Origin of the sequence: Pantoea sp. At-9b (assembly GCF_000175935.2) — a bacterium.
Taxonomy (GTDB): Bacteria; Pseudomonadota; Gammaproteobacteria; order Enterobacterales; family Enterobacteriaceae; genus Pantoea.
Genome location: NC_014837.1, coordinates 1,007,848 through 1,025,123 on the forward strand (window position 1 = coordinate 1,007,848; position 17,276 = coordinate 1,025,123).

Sequence of the window (17,276 nt, forward strand, 5' to 3'; positions counted from 1 at the left end):
AGGATGCCCGGCTATTGCTTACTTAACGCATCCGATTTCTTCATGCACTGCTGCATCGCTTCGATCACCGCTGCGCGGAAGCCTTTCTCCTCCAGCACCTTCACTGCTTCAATGGTGGTACCACCGGGTGAGCACACCATATCTTTCAGTTCACCGGGGTGTTTACCGGTCTCCAGCACCATCTGTGCCGATCCCTTCACCGCTTGAGCGGCAAATTGGTACGCCTGGGCGCGGGGCATCCCTCCCAGAACGGCAGCATCGGCCATCGCTTCAATAAACATAAACACATAAGCCGGCGCTGAGCCGCTCACACCAACCACAGCATGAATCAGGTATTCACTGACCACTGCGGCTTTACCAAAACTTTCGAAAATCGCGACCACTTCATCGGTTTCATGCTGCTCAACCAGCACATTGGGTGTCACCGAAGTCATCCCTTCATTCACCAGCGAGGGCGTATTGGGCATCACGCGGATGATTTTCCGATCGTGGCCCAGCACCGCTGCCAGTGAATCCAGAGTTACCCCGGCGGCAATCGACACCACCAGCGCCTCTTTTTTCAGTTGGCTCGCCAGATCTTTCAGGACTTTGAGAATCACATTGGGTTTCACTGCGCCAAACAGGATATCGACTTCCCGCGCCAGGCTTTCGGCACTCTCCGCCGCCGTCACGCCATATTGCTGTGCCAGAGCCTGGTTGGTGGCCGGTTTGCGATCGTAAACCCAGATATTGGCCGGGGCGATCTGTCCGCTATTCACCAGGCCACTGATGATCGCTTTGGCCATGTTACCGGCACCAATAAACCCGATTTTCTTCTCCAGCATTGCGTGATCCTTTAAATGGTTCAATGTTCTGTATCGGCTAGCTTACGTGGCTGACTGAGGCGATCAAATTATATTTGCCATTCTGGCGCAGAACGGGAAGATCACAGGCATTCCCTGTGAGAAAGGAGCCATTATGTCGATTTGGGTTGATGCAGATGCCTGCCCCAATGTCATCAAAGAAGTCTTGTACCGTGCCGCCGAACGCACACAAACCCTGGTGACGTTTGTCGCGAACCAGCCGCTGCGCGTGCCACCGTCACCCTGGCTGAAAACCTTACAGGTGGCAGCAGGTTTTGATGTGGCCGATAACGAGATTGTCAAACGCGTACAACCGGGGGAACTGGTGATTACCGGGGATATTCCGCTCGCGGCGGAAGTGCTGGAAAAGGGGGCGGCGGCGCTGAATCCGCGTGGCGAACGTTATTCGCCGGATACCATTCGTCAGCGTTTAACCATGCGTGACTTTATGGAAACCCTGCGCGCCAGTGGTATTCAAAGTGGCGGCCCGCCGGCTCTCAGCCCACGCGACCGCCAGCAGTTTGCTAACGAACTGGATAAGTGGTTACGTCAGCGACGTTAGACAAAGCTGTCATCGTCGTTGAAATCGTCACTGCCGCCGAAATCGCTGAAGTCATTGTTATCGGCGAAGCTATTGTCCCAGCCGCTGGTATTATCATTCAGGAACGCGTTGTTGCTGTCGTTGACGCCGTTAAAGGTATCGAGATTGTCATCAACCTGCGGCAACGCCGGTTCATTAATGATGTTCACAATCTCTTCCGGCTGTGAATGATGGAACAGACTGGTCAGCATATCTGCCATCACCACACCACCCGCCACACCGACGGCGGTCTGCAATGCGCCGCCGAGAAAACCGGTGCCACGCGCTGCCGGGGCACTGGCGTACTGCGGCTGCTGATATTGCGGCTGTTGCGGTGGGGCGCTGTTCCACGCCGGCTGTTGCTGCTGCGGCTGTGCCGCCGGACGTGAACCGCCACCAAACAGGCTGGAGAGGAAACCGCCGCTGCTCTGCTGCGGTGCCTGCTGTTGCTGCTGAGCCTGCGCCAGACGATTCTCCAGCTCGCCGATTTGGGCATTGAGCTTTTTCATCGCCGCTTCCTGAATCAGGATGGCCTGTGCCATGTAGTAGGGCGCACCGGGCTGTGACAGCAAATGTTGTTTGATTAACTGCTCTGCGCCCGCATCACGCGGACCGCTCTGGCTCTCGGCCTGTTTCAGACGGCTGAACAGGCTTTCAATTAACTGTTGTTCTTCGCTCTGCATGGTAAACCTCCGTTTGCGAGTTACCCACTATATGCGGGCGGGATGACAGAAAGTAAATCAACGCGCTGGTAAGCAAATGTTGCTCCTGCTTACACTTTAAGGGATGCACAAAACTCGCATGATTTTTCCGTTATGAATTATAGAGATGCGAGATTGTATGGGCAAGATACGCGTAAATCGTGCTTCGCCGGTAGCTGATGAAATGAAATCCAGGTATCATGCGACGCAATATTGACCTGATGACGTTGCCCGTGCGGCACAACACGGCGGAGGATGAGCCAGGATGTCATTACCCATCTATCTGATCGGCGCACGCGGTTGCGGTAAAACGACCATTGGCCAGGCGCTGTCGCAGGCGCTTGGTTACGCCTTTCGTGATACCGACCATCACCTGCAAACCACCACTCAGCGTACCGTAGCGGAAATCGTGGCGGCAGAAGGCTGGGATAGCTTTCGTGCGCGTGAAACGGAATCACTACAGGCGGTCACTGCACCCGGTACGATTATAGCCACCGGTGGTGGCATGGTGCTGGCTGAGGTGAATCGTCGCTTTATGCGCGAGCATGGTCAGGTTATCTGGTTAAATGCGCCATCCACCGTGCTGGCCGACCGACTGGAGCGCCAGCCGGAAGCGGGGCAACGCCCGACGTTAACCGGTCGCCCGATTGCGGAAGAGATGGGCGACATTCTGCGCCAGCGTGCGCATCTCTACCATCAGACTTCCCATCATGAAGTGAATGCCATGCAGTCACCGGAGCTGGTGGTCGAAGCCATCCTGCAATCCCTTTCTCTGGCGCGTGCCAGCTAACGCCTCAGCCGGCTCCGTAGCGGCGCGCGTTCTCCTGCTTTAAATTGTCGCGATCCCTGTTGTCTATACTGATTAACGGGCAGGGGATTGCCGCTGTCCGTTTGGATAACTGACTGACCCAGGAGGGAGAGCTATGCCGTCAAAACCACCTTATCCACGTCACGCGCGAATCGTTACGGTAGAAAAGGGGACACCGGGCAATACCGTTACCTGGTACGAGTTACGCGCCGATCATCCACGCCCGGATTCGCTGATTAGCGAACATAAAACTGAGGCGGAAGCGCAGGATGCGAAAACGCGCTATGAAGATGTGGAAAAAGAGTAATATCGGCTGGCAGGGATGCCAGTAATAACGTTCCGGTGCTAAACGTTTTTTTTTCTTCCCGTGAATTCGCTGCAAAGCAGCCAGAAAGTTATCGTCTTTTCTGCGCTTAATTCCTCCTGCCTGATAAAATCACTCCGTTTTTACTTTATTCCTCATTTTATGCTGCCTTAATTTTTCTCTCTTTTCGCCGGTACAAAATTTGCGCTTGACCACAAAAACCTGACGTTTTACTTTCGGGGTATTGATTAAGGAACTTAGTTCCAAATAGTGAAACTACTTTTATGACCACACTCGAAAATGCCGCCGCAGTGCTTAAGTTGTTCCAGCGTTTCGGCGTGACGCAGGGGCATCCCGGCCTCACCTTTACCGAGGTGGTTGAGGCATTAGCACTGCCAAAAAGTACCGTTTCCCGTTTGCTGGCGACGATGGAAGGCCAGGGATTACTGGAACGTGATCCGGATAGTCGCTGCTTTCACATTGGTCGAGTGCTGCTGTCGGTGGCGGGTCACTATCTCTCTACGCCGCTGGTGGACAGTGCCTCAGCGGCGATGGCGCGTCTGGCGTCCAGCACCGGTTGTATGGGCTATATCTCGGTGCTGGATGGGCACGATATCCTGGTGATGCGTATGTACCATGGCCGCCTGTTTACCCAGCTGATTACGCCACCCGGTACGCGGATGCCGGCAGCGGGGACGTCCACGGGGCGTGTGCTGCTGGCACAAAGCAGCGATGAAGAGGTACGCGCGCGTTTCGCCGATGAGTGGCACGCGGCTTCGCTCAATTCTCCGTTGGATCTCGATGCGCTGTGCGCTGAACTGGCGACCATCCGTCACCAGGGGTGGGCGCTGGCGCGCAATGAAACACTACCGGGCATCAGTTCGATGGCGGTGGCTGTCACGAATAAACATCGCGGCGAAAGTGTCGCACTCTGTCTCTCATTTCTTTCACAAGAAGCGGCCCCGGGTTATCCGGAAGCGCTGCTCACTGAATTACGCGCCACGGCGGCCATTATGGCCGAAAAATATGGTGCCTGATTTAACGGCGTAATACTTCGCGCCACACCAGGGAAATAACAGGCCTTCGGGCCTGCTTATTTCAACCGTCAGGGAATGATTATTTAACTCAATACCGCCGTCCCGCGTGTCGGGCGGTGCGTAATCACGTTTTCGCCAGGGTGAAATTACGGGGAATAACATGCGTCACACAAATCCAATAAAAAGTGTCGGAGTGGGTTTAATGCTGGTATTGCTGTCCGTTGCGGGCGCAATTATTGGCGTACAATTAATTACTACCATCGGGGTGACTCCCAATACCTCTATTATCGGCGCGCTGTTTGCCATGCTGCTGGCGCGTATTCCGTTGCAATGGTTTCGTCGCTACCGTTCAGTCGAAGTGCAGAACCTGGCGCAGACCGCTATCTCTTCCGCTACCTTTGGTGCTGCCAACAGTTTGCTGATGCCGATTGCTGTGCCCTGGGCGTTAGGCGAGCCGCAACTGGTGCTGCCACTGTTTGTCGGCGTCAGCGCCGCGATGTTGCTGGATGCCTGGCTGCTCTATCGCCTGTTCGATACCCGCGTGTTTCCAGCCAGCAACGCCTGGCCACCGGGTGTTGCAGCGGCGGAAGCGATCAAAGCCGGTGACAAAGGCGGTCGTCAGGCATGGCTGCTGGTGCTGGGCGTTGTCGGCGGGATTGCCGGTTCAATGCTGAAGATCCCCATGTCGGCATTTGGTACGGCGTTTATCGGTAATATCTGGGCGCTGACCATGCTCGGCGTCGGTTTCCTGCTACGTGCCTATGCGCAACCGGTAGCCGGCATTGATATCAACGCGCTTTATATTCCTCACGGCATGATGGTCGGTGCCGGTCTGGTGGCGCTGATTCAGGTGGTGCAGGTCATCCTCAGTCGCCGTAACGAGGCGATCAATGTCAGCCGTGGCGATAATGAAGTAAAACGTTCGCTCGGTTTCGGCACCCTGGGTTATATCGTCATTTCTGCGCTGCTGGCGCTGGCGGGGGGGTTATGGAGCCAGATGGGCCTGCCGATGCTGGTCTTGTTTATCATCTATGCCGCCTTCGCCGCCTTTGTGCATGAATTGATTGTCGGTATCGCCGCGATGCACTCGGGCTGGTTCCCGGCGTTTGCCGTGGCGCTGATTACCCTGATCCTCGGCATTATGCTCGGCTTCCCGCCACTGGCGCTGTGCCTGCTGTGTGGCTTTACCGCCGCAACCGGCCCGGCGTTTGCGGACATGGGCTACGACCTGAAAGCCGGTTTTATTCTGCGCGGTAACGGCGCAGACATGCAGCAGGAGCTGTGGGGGCGTCGTATCCAGCTGATTGCCGCGATGATCGCCTTTGTGATCGCCATTCCGGTGGTGTGGTATGCCCATAACCTGTTCTTCGCGGAAAACCTGCTGCCACCGGTGGCACGTGTCTACGCCAAAACCATTCAGGCTGGTGCGGAACCGGGTATCGCCGGCAGCCTGCTGATCTGGGCTATTCCGGGCGCGATTATTCAGCTGATTGGCGGACCGAAGCGCCAACTGGGTGTTTTGCTGGCGACCGGTTTGCTGATTAACAACGCCGCAGCGGGTTGGGCGGTGCTGGTGGGGATCGCCTTACGCATCCTGATCCTGCGCATTTGGGGCGAGCGTGGCCGTTCACCGATGGAGGTGATGGCGGCAGGATTTATCGCCGGTGACGCACTCTACAGTTTCTTCCATTCACTTTTTGCCAGTAGCAGTAAGAAATAATCAGGGAATCCAACATGAGTTTACAGCAGACACTGCAAGTCTTTGAGTTACTCGATAGCGCTTTCGTTGATGGTCAGCAGGTGGTTGATCTGTTTGCCGCTTATCCGGGCGTCAGCGCCAGCACCAAACGCGTCAGCGGCCCGAAAGGGCGTACCGACTTTGTGCGCATTGATATTCCGGGTGCACAGGGCAAAAGCAAAGGTGGCAAGGCCCCGACGCTCGGTATCATTGGCCGTCTTGGCGGTATTGGTGCGCGTCCGACGCGCATCGGCATGGTGTCGGATGCCGACGGTGCAGTAGCCGCCGTCAGCAGCGCCCTGAAGCTGGCGCAGATGCAGACCAAAGGTGATGTGCTGGCCGGTGATGTGATCATCACTACCCATATCTGTCCGGATGCGCCCACCCGCCCGCATGAGCCGGTGGATTTTATGGATTCACCCATCGACGATATCACCATGAACGACAACGAGGTGGTGGCAGGTGTGGACGCCATCCTCTCCATCGATACCACGAAAGGCAACCGCATTCTGAATCATAAAGGTTATGCGCTGTCGCCGACGGTGAAAGAGGGTTACATCCTGCGCGTATCGGAAGATCTGTTACGTATCATGGAGATGACCAGTGGCCGCCCGGCGGTGACCTTCCCAATTACCACGCAGGACATCACGCCGTATGGTAACGGGGTTTATCACCTCAACAGCATTCTGCAACCCTCAACCGCGACGGATGTACCGGTCGTGGGCGTGGCAATTTGCGCCGAATCGGTGGTGCCAGGTTGCGGTACCGGTGCCAGCCACGAAGTGGATATCGCCAGTACGGTGAAATTTGCCGTGGAAGTGGCGAAAGAGTTTGGCCGCGAAACCTGCCAGTTCTACGACGCGCAGGAATACGCACTGCTGCTATCTTTGTATGGTAGCCTCAGCCATCTGCGTTCCCGGAAAGCATAAGTATGAAAACATCCCTGATTACCCTGACCATTGGTCAGTCTCCGCGCAGCGACATTCTGCCGCTGTTGCAGACCCATCTGCCAGCCGGGCAGGTGGAGCATGCTGGATTGCTGGATGGACTCACCCTCGCAGAAGTGGAGCAGCACTATACGCCGGTTGCCGGAGAGAAAGTGCTGGTTTCGCGCATGCTGGATGGGCAGCAGGTGCGTCTGTCGGCGCACAAGGTAGAGCAGGGATTGCAGCAGAAGATCACCGCGCTGGAGGAGCAGGGTTACAACACCATCCTGCTGCTGTGTACCGGCGAATTCGGCACGTTGAAAACCCAGAAGGCGCTGTTGCTGGAGCCGGACCGTATTATCCCCCCGCTGGTTGGCGCGATTGTCCATGGTCATAAAGTGGGGATCGTCGTACCGGTGGAGGAGCAGATCGCGGAACAGGCCAGTAAGTGGCGTAATCTGGGGACGCCACCGTGTTTCGCGGTAGCCAGCCCGTATCTGGCGCAACAGGCGGATCTGGTGGATGCGGGGCTATCGCTCCAGGAGCAGGGGGCGGATGTGGTGGTGCTGGATTGCATCGGTTATCACCAGAAGCATCGTGATTTTCTGCAAAAGATGCTGGGCATTCCGGTGTTGCTGTCCAACGTGCTGGTTGCCAAGCTGGCTGCGGAATTGATCGTTTAATGTATAGGGATCACAACTTGTGATCCCTGTTGTCATTTCGCGTGACAGATCAGCGAGTTCCCTTGTAATCTGCCTGTTATCTTAATGTGCTGTGAGGAAGTAATATGCTCAACGTGAGTGAGTATTTTGACGGAAAAGTGAAGTCCATTGGTTTCGAGAGCGTCACCATTGGTCGCGCGAGCGTGGGCGTAATGGCGGAAGGGGAATACACCTTCGGTACGGGCCAGCCGGAAGAGATGACTGTCGTCAGCGGCGCACTGAAGGTGCTGTTGCCGGGCGAAAGCGAGTGGAAATGGTATGAAGCCGGTAGCGTGTTCAACGTGCCGGGCCACAGCGAATTCCATTTACAGGTGGCTGAGCCAACCTCTTATCTGTGCCGCTATCTGTAAGCATGTTGTCCAGGCCGCAGCATTCCGCTGCGGTCTTTTTTTTGTCTCCCTTCTGCTATTTCTGATCTCACCGGCACAAATCAACGACTGACACCGACCAACAATAAAAATATTTTACTTGCCATCTTGAAGACCATTTATTTCTTAATGGTTGTTTGATTTCAACAAATTAAAATGGATTCTTGTTACTTGCCTTTGTAATAAATAATTGAAAGCATTGGTTTTTATTTATTTTTCGGGTTGCGTGATGCAGCGATGTAGATTAAAAATGATATACCCATTACATGATGAGGATATAGGGAGACTAAAATGTCTTTTACGAGTGTATATCGTTTGCCGCCAGGGATAATTCGGCATTGTTTTAATCCCGGTCCTGTGCAAGTTATTCCTGTATTAAATAATGCGATTAAGTTTATTGATCATAATTGTGCTTGCCTGTCTTCAAATCATTGTGCGAAGCACACGGTGAATCAGGGGCTGAAAGAGTTACAGCCTGTCAATAAGCATTGGTTTATGAAGAACACACCGCCACTCCCTCGCCTGGTGGGTGTTCCGGGTTCGGTGAAGTTAACCGGGAATGCCGTCACGCCTTGTAGTGCCGGGACACTGAAAAAGGGAAAAGAATCTGGCGGGGAAAAAGTAAACCTGAATAATCTGTGGGCCTGTTATTCTGAGAAGTTAAAATCATCGTCCGCTGAGTTAAACACTACGTTGTTTGCGGTTGAGCACGCTGATTCCGGGGTTGAAAGCCTTTCTGCATCGGCGTCAGAAGGCGCGGTAACGCCGGAAACTCTCTTTGTCACGAATTGGGATAATTTGGGTGAGGACAGTTTTTTAGTGCAAAAAGAACCCGAACAGTCGGAGCATAATTATGATTCAGGTGAAAGAAACGAACCCGCAAAACCCAACCCATTCCGCGCGATTGTTACGGCTAATGCCGGAACGTTTTCGGATAAAAGAGCGTGGCAATTCGGAGAGAAGTTTGACAATTATTATCCGGAATGTGAAACGATAAAAGAAGAGCCGTCTTCTCAAACGCCAGTCGATACAACGTCTGTCCGGCGAGACACTGTTGTGATCATTGACGAGAAAATAAAAGTGAAGAATACGCTGAATATTTATGGAATAAAAAAGGATGATTTATATGAGGAGGCGGCGACCCGGTTATAAATAGCGGGTTCGGAAGGGTATAAATCGAACCACCAGAATGCAGACAGGCAGGATTTGACGTTATGCTTCTGTGTCAGCTTCTCGCTATGGCATGAGTATAATCGCTGGTGGGCAAATTTAGTATAAATTTGCCCACCAGTGCGGAGAGTTTTAAGCTCGTTTTATGTACATGTCAGGTGATGCTTTCATTGGCAGGCTTGGTATGGAGGAGCAGTCAAACGCTTATAAAGCAAAGGTTACAACTCATGGCTCAGACTATGTCGCAAAAAGCTGCCCGCGAGGGACTGGGGAATCCAGAGCTCTTTGAGGGTGGGGTCTATATCACGAAAAACGGCGTTGCAGAGTTGTTTGTTCAAACGGCAGCGGAAAGAGAATCTGAGCTGAGGGGCATCAGGGAAGAGCGTCAAATCAACGCGTTATTTAAGTTAGCGATGACAGCTAAACAGGAAATTGCGGTTGAGGGGGGGCTTACCCCGGAAGAGGTTCTGGAGAAGTTACGCTCTGCCAGAACATAAAATAAGGATATCTGTGCGTGCCACACCCGTTTCGGATCAACATTGCCCCTTTGGCGGAATGGACGCTGAAAGATATTGAATCTTTCAAAAGTGCCACTATTGGAGCGAAGCTGGCGGCAGAGTTTGTTGACCAGTTATTCCTGGATTCATTAGCAGCGATTAGTGAGGACCCAACACGCTATCGTTTTAACCATCATCTTTCGCAGCGAGGTTTATCTGTGCGCGAGAGGCTGGACCCTGATAGCGAATATCGGATGCTCTGTGAATTTGATGGCGAAACGATCCAGGTGCTGATGTTTTGCAGTATGAAGCAGGATTTTGACACGACATTATATCGTTATCAGATCCTCAAATGAGACGCGAAATCCCAGTTTAAAGCGGAATTAAAGCAAATCCGTAGCGGAGCGATAAATCGCGCCGCTTCGAATTCGCGTTAGTGCAGCTTAACGCTGTGCTTCTCCGCCCAGTGCTTCCACCAGATTGCTGATCAGCGCAGCCAGTTCACTGGTCATCAGGATAAAATCAGCATCGAAACGCTGAGCAAAATCATCACGATCGATATCGTCATTTTGCTCACGCAGGGTATCGCTGAATTTCAGGCGCTTCACTGAAGCGTCATCAGCGATAACAAACTGAATGCGCTCCTGCCAGTCGAGCGCCAGTTTGGTCACGACTTTACCGGCTTCGATATGGGTAGCAATTTCGTCCGACACCAGGTCCTGCTTTTTACAGCGGATCACGCCACCTTCTTCCAGTAGCGCTTTCAGCTCGGCTTCATCCATCAGGGTGAAGCCGGCTGGCAGCTGGCCTGAACGCACCCACTCGGTCAGCGTCAGTTCAATCGGGCTTTCCAGCGTCAACGGCACCACCGGCAGTGAACCGAGGCTTTTGCGTAACAGCGCCAGCGTATCTTCGGCTTTTTTCGCACTGGCGCAGTCAACGATAATCAGGTTGTTGACGGTGTCGATCCACATAAAGGTCTGGCTGAAACGGCTAAAGGCTCGCGGCAGCAAACTGTGCAGTACTTCGTCTTTTAACGAGTCCTTTTCCGTCTTCTTCAGCTTGCGGCTTTGTTCCGCTTCCAGCTTGTCGATTTTGGCTTCCAGCGCCTGTTTGACCACCGGAGAAGGCAGAATTTTTTGCTCGGTACGGGCACAGATCACAATCTGACCATTAACCACGTGCGTCAGCGCCTCGCTGCGGTTACCCATAGGGGAAACCCAACCGGTTTTCGCCATATCCTGGCTACCGCAGGGTGAGAAGGTGAAGGCATCGAGCTGTTTTTCCAGATCGTCTGCGGACAGCGGAATGTCACGATTCAGACGATAAACCATCATATTTTTAAACCACAACATCGGGATTCCTTACCGGGGGAAATCTATCAGTCAGCGCGCATCATAGCGAAACATCGGCTGGGTTTCATTGCCTTTACCCAAACGACCCTCTACGGTATCTCTCAACCTAACGAATAATGAGGAATAACACGTGCGTATTGGTATCGATTTAGGTGGCACCAAAATTGAAGTGATTGCACTGTCGGACCAGGGACAGGAATTGTTTCGTCACCGCGTGAATACCCCGCGTGACGACTATGGCGCAACGGTACAGGCGATAGTGGATCTGGTGCATCTGGCAGAAGAGAAGACCGGGCAGCAGGGAACCGTCGGGCTGGGCATTCCGGGCACCATTTCGCCTTATACCCAGCGGGTGAAGAATGCCAACTCCACCTGGCTCAACGGCCAGCCGCTGGATAAGGATTTGGCGCAGGCGCTGAATCGTGACGTGCGAATCGCCAACGACGCGAATTGCCTGGCAGTATCCGAAGCGGTAGACGGCGCAGGAACGGGAAAACCGCTGGTATTTGCGGTGATTATTGGCACCGGTTCTGGTGCCGGTGTGGCAATTAACGGCGAGTCGCGCATCGGCGGTAACGGCAATGCCGGTGAATGGGGCCACAATCCGCTGCCGTGGATGGACGAGGATGAGCTGCGTTATCGCGCAGAAGTTCCCTGCTACTGTGGCTTACAGGGCTGCATTGAGACCTTTGTGTCGGGCACGGGGTTTGCCATTGATTATCAGCGTTTGAGCGGCAACGCGCTGAAAGGGGCAGAGATTATTAAGCTGATTGAGCAACAAGACCCGGTGGCGGAACTGGCGATGCGCCGCTACGAAATGCGGCTGGCGAAATCGCTGGCCCAGGTGGTGAATTTGCTCGATCCGGATGTGATTGTGCTGGGCGGCGGGATGAGCAATAACGATCGCTTGTATCAGACCGTGCCGACGCTGATGAAACAGTGGGTGTTTGGTCGCGAGTGTGAAACGCCGGTGCTGAAGGCGGTGCATGGCGATTCCAGTGGTGTGCGTGGTGCTGCGTGGTTGTGGCCCTTAAAAGACTAAATGTAGTGCTGTGACGTAGCGGCGCAATTTATTGCGCATCTTTTTGCATGGAGGGGCACTCCTGCTAAAAAAACAGCGCGATAAATCGCGCCGCTACGTTATGTTTCCTTATTCCCCAACCAGCATGGAATCCTGTGGGGCGTTGTCACGTTGCGCTTTGGTGGCAAGGAAGTAGATGTAACCCACCACCATAATCGCCACAAACAGGCCGCCAATCACCGGGTTGAACCACAGCATCGCCACTAAACACACCAGCGACAGCACCAGCGCAATACCTGGCACAATCGGGTAACCGGGGGCGCGGAAGCTACGTTCCAGATCCGGGGCGGTGCGACGCAGTTTGAACAGACTCAGCATGCTCATCAGATACATCACAATCGCGCCAAATACCGCCATGGTGATCATGGCTGCGGTCAGGCTCATGCCTTGCAGGTTAATCCAGCCATCACTGTAAATTGCGGCGATACCGATCACCCCACCAGCAATAATGGCGCGATGCGGTGTCTGGAATCGTGACAGTTTCGCCAGGCTCTGCGGCAGATAACCGGCACGGGCCAGAGCAAAGAACTGACGTGAATAACCGAGGATGATGCCGTGGAAGCTGGCGACCAGACCAAACAGGCCAATCCACACCAGCATATGCATCCAGTTGGAGTTCTCACCCACAATCATCTTCATCGCCTGCGGCAGCGGGTCGTTGATGTCGGACAGTTTACGCCAGTCACCAGCTCCGCCCGCCAGCAGCATCACGCCAATCGCCAGCACCACCAGCGTCAGAATGCCGGTGATATAGGCTTTCGGAATGGTACGTTTGGGATCTTTGGCCTCTTCTGCCGCCATCGCAGCGCCTTCAATGGCAAGGAAGAACCAGATGGCAAAAGGGATTGCCGCAAAAATGCCGGATACCGCCGGCATGCCAAAATGCTCGCTTCCCGCCCAGCCGTTGGCCGCGAAGTTGGCAATGCTGAAGCCCGGTGAGACCACGCCCATAAATACCAGCAGTTCCAGTACCGCCAGCACGGTGACCACCAGTTCAAACATCGCCGCCAGTTTCACGCCCAGGATATTCAGCGTCATAAACACCAGATAGGCACCGACCGCTGCGGTTTTCGGGTTGAGCTGCGGGTACTGTACGTTGAGATAAGCCCCGATCGCCATGGCGATGGCCGGAGGAGCAAATACAAACTCGATCAGGGTCGCCAGACCGGCGATCAGGCCGCCGGTTTCGCCAAAGGCGCGACGGCTGTATGCAAACGGGCCACCCGCATGGGGAATGGCGGTGGTCAGTTCGGTGAAGCTAAAAATAAAACAGGTGTACATGGTGGCGATCAGCGCCGTGGTAATGAGAAATCCCAGCGTCCCTGCTACGCCCCAGCCGTAACTCCAGCCGAAATACTCCCCGGAAATGACCAGGCCAACCGCGATACCCCAAAGATGCAGGGTTCCCAGGGTGGGTTTGAGCTTGCTCGTCATAATCTTATCCCCGTCGTTATTGTTGAGTGCGGTAGATTCACCGCGCCGGTTTATCGTTTGCGCTACAGTGAAGGGGATAATGCCGTTGCCTCTCACGGGAAAACTTGACGCAGGCGCAGTGAGTTTTGTCCTCCACGGTCAACTCTGACGCAAGAAAAGTGCCAGATGCACGCTGCGGTCAACTTTGGGTCATCTGCGGTCAAGCAGTCAGGACGACGTCATCCCATGCTGATAACACTGTTGTCATCCCTGGAGCCTGATGAATGAGTGCCAAACAATCCGACACCCTGACAAATGCTGAAATCACCGTGCTGGCGCAACAGGCGCTGGCCTGCTATCCCGCCGCACTGCAGGGCGAGCTGAAATTGCTGTGCCGTTCTGAAAACGCCACTTTTCTGCTGCTGGCGGGGGGGAAACGTTACGCCCTGCGTCTGCATCGCCCTGACTACCACAGCAAAGCCGACATCCTGAGCGAACTGTTGTGGCTGGATGCGCTACGCGAGACGGGCATCATGGTGCCGGAAGCCATCCCGGCCAGTGATGGCGAAACCGTATTGTCGCTACACCTTGCCGATGGCGAGGTGCGGCATGCGGTGCTGTTCCACTGGATCGAGGGTGAGATGCCGACCACTGATGTCGATCCCAAAGCGTTTCAGCAACTCGGCCATATCACCGCGCGTCTGCATCAGCACAGCAAACGCTGGCAGAAACCGCAGGGATTCCAGCGCATTATCTGGGATCATCACACCATGGTGAGCGATCAGAGCCACTGGGGACGCTGGCAGGATGCGCCCAATCTCAATCCGGCCGATCATCAGGTGGTGGAACAGGCGATTGCGCGGGTTGGCCTGGAGTTGCAGGGTTTTGGCAAAGGTGCGGATCGTTACGGCTTGATCCATGCCGATCTGCGTCTGACTAACCTGCTGTTGCACAAAGGGGAAACCCGGGTGATCGACTTTGACGACTGTGGTCTCGGCTGGTATCTGCACGATCTGGCGGCGGCGATCAGTTTTGTAGAACACCATCCGCGCGCGGAAGAGTGGGTGGAGAACTGGATCCGCGGTTACGAGCAGGTGGGGCATATCAGCGATGCGGAGATGGCACTGGTGCCGACGCTGTTGATCCAGCGCCGTATCCAGCTTACCGCCTGGATGGGATCGCATGCCGAAACCGAAATGGCGCTGAGCCTTGGGCCGCGCTGGGCCGATCATTCCGTGCGTCTGTGTCGCCGCTATCTGGAAAACAGCCAGTTGCCGGTCGGTGCCTGATGCACCACCAGTGGGCGTGGCTGCGCCGTTACGGTGCTCGCCACGCCCACCCTCCTGCCTGAAGCGCGCTTTTTCTGCGTTGCCCGCCTGGTACGAAAATTGCTGGATACGGTAATTCGATTCACTCCTGCGTATCCTGTGAGGTCAGCATGAATTCACTGATGAGACAGCCCGAGGCGTTTAGCGCCTTGTCGGCTCAGGTCAACGCCAGTAACCGTGGCGTGTTGGCGGCGGCGGCCACCGGCCTGAGCGACTTTATTACCGGCAAAGGCGGCGATGTGGATCGCATCTTTGGCATCAGCGGCATTGATTCCGAATTACTCGCCAGCCCGACCCTGAGTCTGGGCCTGGTAAACTATTGCCGCGTAATGGAAGAGGCGGCGCGACATTCCGGTTTTGATAACTTCGGTTTGCACTACGGCAGGCAGTTCAAACCGCAGTCATTAGGCCTGATTGGTTACATCGGGCTGTGCTCGCCGACGCTGGAGCAGGCACTGCATAACGTGGTCAATGCCTTTCCCTGGCATCAGCACGACACCCTGACGCGGCTGGTGGATAAAGGCGACTGCTGGCGGCTTGATTATCAGGTACGCCACGGTGCCATTCTGTCGCGTCGCCAGGATGCGGAGCTGACGCTCGGTATGTTCCTGAATCTGATCCGTCATGTTGCTGGGAAAAACTGGGCACCGCGTGAAGTGCATTTCGAACATCCACGTCCGGAGCAGTGGCATGAGCACTGCAAAGTGTTCGATGCGCCGGTCTGGTTCGAGCAACCGTTTAACTCGCTGGTGATCCCGAAACGCGATCTGTTGCGCGCGATGCCGGAGCAGGATCCGATGTTGCTGATGGTGATGCAGGATGCCATCCGTCGCCTCAACAGCAATGCCAGTCAGCAGAGCGTGGTCGAACAGGCTCGCTCGCAGGTCAACCTGTCGCTGATTCAGGGCGAACCGGTACTGGAAGAGATCGCCGATAAAATGGGGCTGTCGAGCTGGTCGTTACAACGTCGCCTGCGCGAAGAGGGCATCAGCTTTAGCGCGCTGGTAGATAAAGTGCGTTGTGAGATGGCAACCCATTACCTGCAACAGAAACAGCTGCCGATTTCCGAAATGGCGTTGCTGCTCGGTTATTCCGAGGTGAGTGCCTTTTCGCGCGCGTTCCGCCGTTGGTTCGGCATCAGTCCACGCCAGTGGCGGCAAGATGGACTGGTAAGCTGACCTGCTGCGGCGCAAACCCAAACCACGCTGGCTGCTCGCGATCGGGTGGCGGCGGTAATCCCTTCGATTGACCAATCAATTGCCAGGCGCGCAGGCACAGCGGTTCATCGCCCTGTGTCTGAGTGACGGCATAACGTCCACTTTTTTCCCACTCCAGCCGCACCAGACACCGCTGGCCGGCATAATGGCTGGCATCGTGGAAATCATGGGCCAACTTTTGCTGCATTTCATCAGCCCATTTGCAGGATACGCTACCCGCCGCGATCTGCGGCTGGCACAGGTTGGCTTGCTCATCCTGTTGGCTGGATTGGAGATTTTGACAGGCGCTCAGTGTCATCAGGATAGCTGTCCCGCCTAATAATCCCGCAATTCTATTAATTAAATTCATTAATGTGCCGTTATTTTCGCTAAAGATCTGATTACACCCTGCCGACAGTCTACAGACCGACTCACTGAATGCTATGGCATTCGTCCGACTGTCGGTAAAACCAGAATTTGCCGCCCCGCGCGGTTTTCCCTTCTTTTATTCATGGATCTGAAATGCAAAAAAAATATGCCCTCGCGGCACTTTCCTTGTTATCGGCGGCGCTGCTGAGTGGCTGTGCCACTGAGTCTTCGCGCGCCATTGAAGCCCCGCAGGTGCGGGCCGCCAGTCAACCGGCGTACCAGGGGGTACGTAGCCCGATTGCGGTGGGTCAGTTCGACAACCGCTCGTCTTATATGAACGGTATTTTCTCTGACGGTGTAGATCGTTTGGGTAATCAGTCGAAAACCATTCTGGTCACCCACTTGCAGCAAACCGGGCGCTTTAACGTATTGGAGCGTACCAACCTGAAAGAGCTGCAACAGGAAGCCAACTTCAAGCACAGCCAGCAAAATATCAAAGGTGCCAACTACATCGTCACCGGTGATATCACCGAGTTTGGTCGTAAAGAAGTGGGCGACCAGCAGCTGTGGGGCATCCTCGGACGTGGCAAAACGCAGGTCGCTTACGCCAAGGTCAACCTTAACGTGGTGGACGTCACCACCTCTGAAGTGGTGTACAGCGCGCAGGGCGCGGGTGAATACCAGCTTTCAGCGCGTGAAGTGATTGGTTTTGGCGGCACCACCAGCTACGACTCAACCCTGAATGGCAAAGTGATGGATCTGGCGATCCGTGAAGCGGTCGATCACCTGGTTGACGGCATTACCAGCGGCGCCTGGCGTCCGGCGAAATAAGGATATTCCC

The 17,276-nt window shown here is 54.8% G+C and carries 20 protein-coding genes; 15 read left to right on the forward strand and 5 right to left on the reverse strand.

Annotated features, from left to right (window positions below; translation table 11 throughout):
* Window positions 1-11: 11 nt before the first annotated feature.
* A complete protein-coding gene (gene proC, locus PAT9B_RS04470; RefSeq protein WP_013508068.1) occupies window positions 12-824 on the reverse strand; it encodes a pyrroline-5-carboxylate reductase in 813 nt (270 codons plus the stop codon).
* A 133-nt stretch (window positions 825-957) separates the two neighbouring features.
* Here proC and PAT9B_RS04475 point away from each other — a divergent pair, with 133 nt between their 5' ends.
* Window positions 958-1,404 (forward strand): YaiI/YqxD family protein, encoded by a 447-nt coding sequence (locus PAT9B_RS04475; protein WP_013508069.1) that lies wholly within the window; start codon window positions 958-960, stop codon window positions 1,402-1,404.
* Here PAT9B_RS04475 and PAT9B_RS04480 read toward each other — a convergent pair.
* Window positions 1,401-2,105, reverse strand: coding sequence for a DUF2076 domain-containing protein (locus tag PAT9B_RS04480; RefSeq protein ID WP_013508070.1), 705 nt, complete (start codon window positions 2,103-2,105; stop codon window positions 1,401-1,403). The genes PAT9B_RS04475 and PAT9B_RS04480 overlap by 4 nt on opposite strands.
* Window positions 2,106-2,388: 283 nt before the next feature.
* Between PAT9B_RS04480 and aroL the strand changes: the two genes are divergently transcribed.
* The 10 genes from aroL to PAT9B_RS04530 all read left to right on the forward strand — a co-directional run bounded on the left by aroL (window position 2,389) and on the right by PAT9B_RS04530 (window position 10,049).
* Window positions 2,389-2,913, forward strand: coding sequence for a shikimate kinase AroL (gene aroL, locus PAT9B_RS04485; protein ID WP_013508071.1), 525 nt, complete (start codon window positions 2,389-2,391; stop codon window positions 2,911-2,913).
* Between the two features lie 133 nt (window positions 2,914-3,046).
* Window positions 3,047-3,238 carry a YaiA family protein gene (locus PAT9B_RS04490; RefSeq protein ID WP_013508072.1) on the forward strand — a complete coding sequence of 64 codons (192 nt, stop codon included), beginning with the start codon at window positions 3,047-3,049 and terminating at the stop codon, window positions 3,236-3,238.
* Window positions 3,239-3,519: 281 nt separating this feature from the next.
* Complete coding sequence (locus PAT9B_RS04495) at window positions 3,520-4,272, forward strand: IclR family transcriptional regulator (protein ID WP_013508073.1); 753 nt, start codon at window positions 3,520-3,522, stop codon at window positions 4,270-4,272.
* A 160-nt stretch (window positions 4,273-4,432) separates the two neighbouring features.
* Window positions 4,433-5,992 (forward strand): OPT/YSL family transporter, encoded by a 1,560-nt coding sequence (locus PAT9B_RS04500; RefSeq protein WP_013508074.1) that lies wholly within the window; start codon window positions 4,433-4,435, stop codon window positions 5,990-5,992.
* Window positions 5,993-6,006: 14 nt separating this feature from the next.
* Entirely contained in the window at window positions 6,007-6,939 is a 933-nt protein-coding gene (locus tag PAT9B_RS04505; protein WP_013508075.1) for a DUF1177 domain-containing protein, read from the forward strand.
* 2 nt (window positions 6,940-6,941) lie between these two features.
* On the forward strand, window positions 6,942-7,619 hold the full coding sequence (locus tag PAT9B_RS04510) for an AroM family protein (protein ID WP_013508076.1): 678 nt from the start codon (window positions 6,942-6,944) through the stop codon (window positions 7,617-7,619).
* A gap of 104 nt (window positions 7,620-7,723) precedes the next feature.
* Complete coding sequence (gene ppnP, locus PAT9B_RS04515) at window positions 7,724-8,008, forward strand: pyrimidine/purine nucleoside phosphorylase (RefSeq protein ID WP_013508077.1); 285 nt, start codon at window positions 7,724-7,726, stop codon at window positions 8,006-8,008.
* A 309-nt stretch (window positions 8,009-8,317) separates the two neighbouring features.
* Window positions 8,318-9,178 (forward strand): hypothetical protein, encoded by an 861-nt coding sequence (locus PAT9B_RS04520; RefSeq protein WP_013508078.1) that lies wholly within the window; start codon window positions 8,318-8,320, stop codon window positions 9,176-9,178.
* A 245-nt stretch (window positions 9,179-9,423) separates the two neighbouring features.
* Window positions 9,424-9,693, forward strand: a complete 270-nt coding sequence (locus PAT9B_RS04525) for a hypothetical protein (protein ID WP_013508079.1) — start codon at window positions 9,424-9,426, stop codon at window positions 9,691-9,693.
* Between the two features lie 17 nt (window positions 9,694-9,710).
* Complete coding sequence (locus PAT9B_RS04530) at window positions 9,711-10,049, forward strand: hypothetical protein (protein ID WP_013508080.1); 339 nt, start codon at window positions 9,711-9,713, stop codon at window positions 10,047-10,049.
* 87 nt (window positions 10,050-10,136) lie between these two features.
* Here the strand turns inward: PAT9B_RS04530 and rdgC are convergent, their stop codons facing one another.
* Window positions 10,137-11,048, reverse strand: coding sequence for a recombination-associated protein RdgC (rdgC, locus tag PAT9B_RS04535; protein WP_013508081.1), 912 nt, complete (start codon window positions 11,046-11,048; stop codon window positions 10,137-10,139).
* A gap of 130 nt (window positions 11,049-11,178) precedes the next feature.
* On the opposite strand from rdgC, the gene mak reads away from it, so the two are divergent.
* Window positions 11,179-12,090: a fructokinase gene (gene mak, locus PAT9B_RS04540; RefSeq protein WP_013508082.1), complete on the forward strand. Its 912-nt coding sequence runs from the start codon at window positions 11,179-11,181 to the stop codon at window positions 12,088-12,090.
* Between the two features lie 108 nt (window positions 12,091-12,198).
* Here mak and eat read toward each other — a convergent pair whose 3' ends face one another.
* Window positions 12,199-13,563, reverse strand: coding sequence for an ethanolamine permease (gene eat, locus PAT9B_RS04545; protein ID WP_013508083.1), 1,365 nt, complete (start codon window positions 13,561-13,563; stop codon window positions 12,199-12,201).
* Window positions 13,564-13,826: 263 nt separating this feature from the next.
* On the opposite strand from eat, the gene PAT9B_RS04550 reads away from it, so the two are divergent.
* Window positions 13,827-14,831, forward strand: coding sequence for a phosphotransferase enzyme family protein (locus tag PAT9B_RS04550; RefSeq protein WP_013508084.1), 1,005 nt, complete (start codon window positions 13,827-13,829; stop codon window positions 14,829-14,831).
* A 161-nt stretch (window positions 14,832-14,992) separates the two neighbouring features.
* On the forward strand, window positions 14,993-16,048 hold the full coding sequence (locus tag PAT9B_RS04555; RefSeq protein WP_223300458.1) for an AraC family transcriptional regulator: 1,056 nt from the start codon (window positions 14,993-14,995) through the stop codon (window positions 16,046-16,048).
* Here PAT9B_RS04555 and PAT9B_RS04560 read toward each other — a convergent pair.
* A complete protein-coding gene (locus PAT9B_RS04560; protein WP_041525735.1) occupies window positions 16,008-16,436 on the reverse strand; it encodes a cell envelope integrity protein TolA in 429 nt (142 codons plus the stop codon). The two genes, PAT9B_RS04555 and PAT9B_RS04560, sit on opposite strands and share 41 nt — an antisense overlap.
* A 152-nt stretch (window positions 16,437-16,588) precedes the next feature.
* Here PAT9B_RS04560 and PAT9B_RS04565 point away from each other — a divergent pair, with 152 nt between their 5' ends.
* Complete coding sequence (locus PAT9B_RS04565) at window positions 16,589-17,266, forward strand: CsgG/HfaB family protein (protein ID WP_013508087.1); 678 nt, start codon at window positions 16,589-16,591, stop codon at window positions 17,264-17,266.
* Window positions 17,267-17,276 lie beyond the last annotated feature (10 nt).

What these genes read in the sequence shown, in the direction of transcription:
- PAT9B_RS04560 (WP_041525735.1), bottom strand. Translation starts at nt 16,436, where the DNA reads ATGAATTTAATTAATAGAATTGCGGGATTATTAGGCGGGACAGCTATC.
- PAT9B_RS04525 (WP_013508079.1), top strand. Translation starts at nt 9,424, where the DNA reads ATGGCTCAGACTATGTCGCAAAAAGCTGCCCGCGAGGGACTGGGGAAT.
- eat (WP_013508083.1), bottom strand. Translation starts at nt 13,563, where the DNA reads ATGACGAGCAAGCTCAAACCCACCCTGGGAACCCTGCATCTTTGGGGT.
- rdgC (WP_013508081.1), bottom strand. Translation starts at nt 11,048, where the DNA reads ATGTTGTGGTTTAAAAATATGATGGTTTATCGTCTGAATCGTGACATT.
- PAT9B_RS04520 (WP_013508078.1), top strand. Translation starts at nt 8,318, where the DNA reads ATGTCTTTTACGAGTGTATATCGTTTGCCGCCAGGGATAATTCGGCAT.
- PAT9B_RS04505 (WP_013508075.1), top strand. Translation starts at nt 6,007, where the DNA reads ATGAGTTTACAGCAGACACTGCAAGTCTTTGAGTTACTCGATAGCGCT.
- PAT9B_RS04555 (WP_223300458.1), top strand. Translation starts at nt 14,993, where the DNA reads ATGAGACAGCCCGAGGCGTTTAGCGCCTTGTCGGCTCAGGTCAACGCC.
- PAT9B_RS04500 (WP_013508074.1), top strand. Translation starts at nt 4,433, where the DNA reads ATGCGTCACACAAATCCAATAAAAAGTGTCGGAGTGGGTTTAATGCTG.
- proC (WP_013508068.1), bottom strand. Translation starts at nt 824, where the DNA reads ATGCTGGAGAAGAAAATCGGGTTTATTGGTGCCGGTAACATGGCCAAA.
- aroL (WP_013508071.1), top strand. Translation starts at nt 2,389, where the DNA reads ATGTCATTACCCATCTATCTGATCGGCGCACGCGGTTGCGGTAAAACG.
- PAT9B_RS04480 (WP_013508070.1), bottom strand. Translation starts at nt 2,105, where the DNA reads ATGCAGAGCGAAGAACAACAGTTAATTGAAAGCCTGTTCAGCCGTCTG.
- ppnP (WP_013508077.1), top strand. Translation starts at nt 7,724, where the DNA reads ATGCTCAACGTGAGTGAGTATTTTGACGGAAAAGTGAAGTCCATTGGT.
- PAT9B_RS04475 (WP_013508069.1), top strand. Translation starts at nt 958, where the DNA reads ATGTCGATTTGGGTTGATGCAGATGCCTGCCCCAATGTCATCAAAGAA.
- PAT9B_RS04495 (WP_013508073.1), top strand. Translation starts at nt 3,520, where the DNA reads ATGACCACACTCGAAAATGCCGCCGCAGTGCTTAAGTTGTTCCAGCGT.
- PAT9B_RS04510 (WP_013508076.1), top strand. Translation starts at nt 6,942, where the DNA reads ATGAAAACATCCCTGATTACCCTGACCATTGGTCAGTCTCCGCGCAGC.
- PAT9B_RS04550 (WP_013508084.1), top strand. Translation starts at nt 13,827, where the DNA reads ATGAGTGCCAAACAATCCGACACCCTGACAAATGCTGAAATCACCGTG.
- PAT9B_RS04490 (WP_013508072.1), top strand. Translation starts at nt 3,047, where the DNA reads ATGCCGTCAAAACCACCTTATCCACGTCACGCGCGAATCGTTACGGTA.
- PAT9B_RS04565 (WP_013508087.1), top strand. Translation starts at nt 16,589, where the DNA reads ATGCAAAAAAAATATGCCCTCGCGGCACTTTCCTTGTTATCGGCGGCG.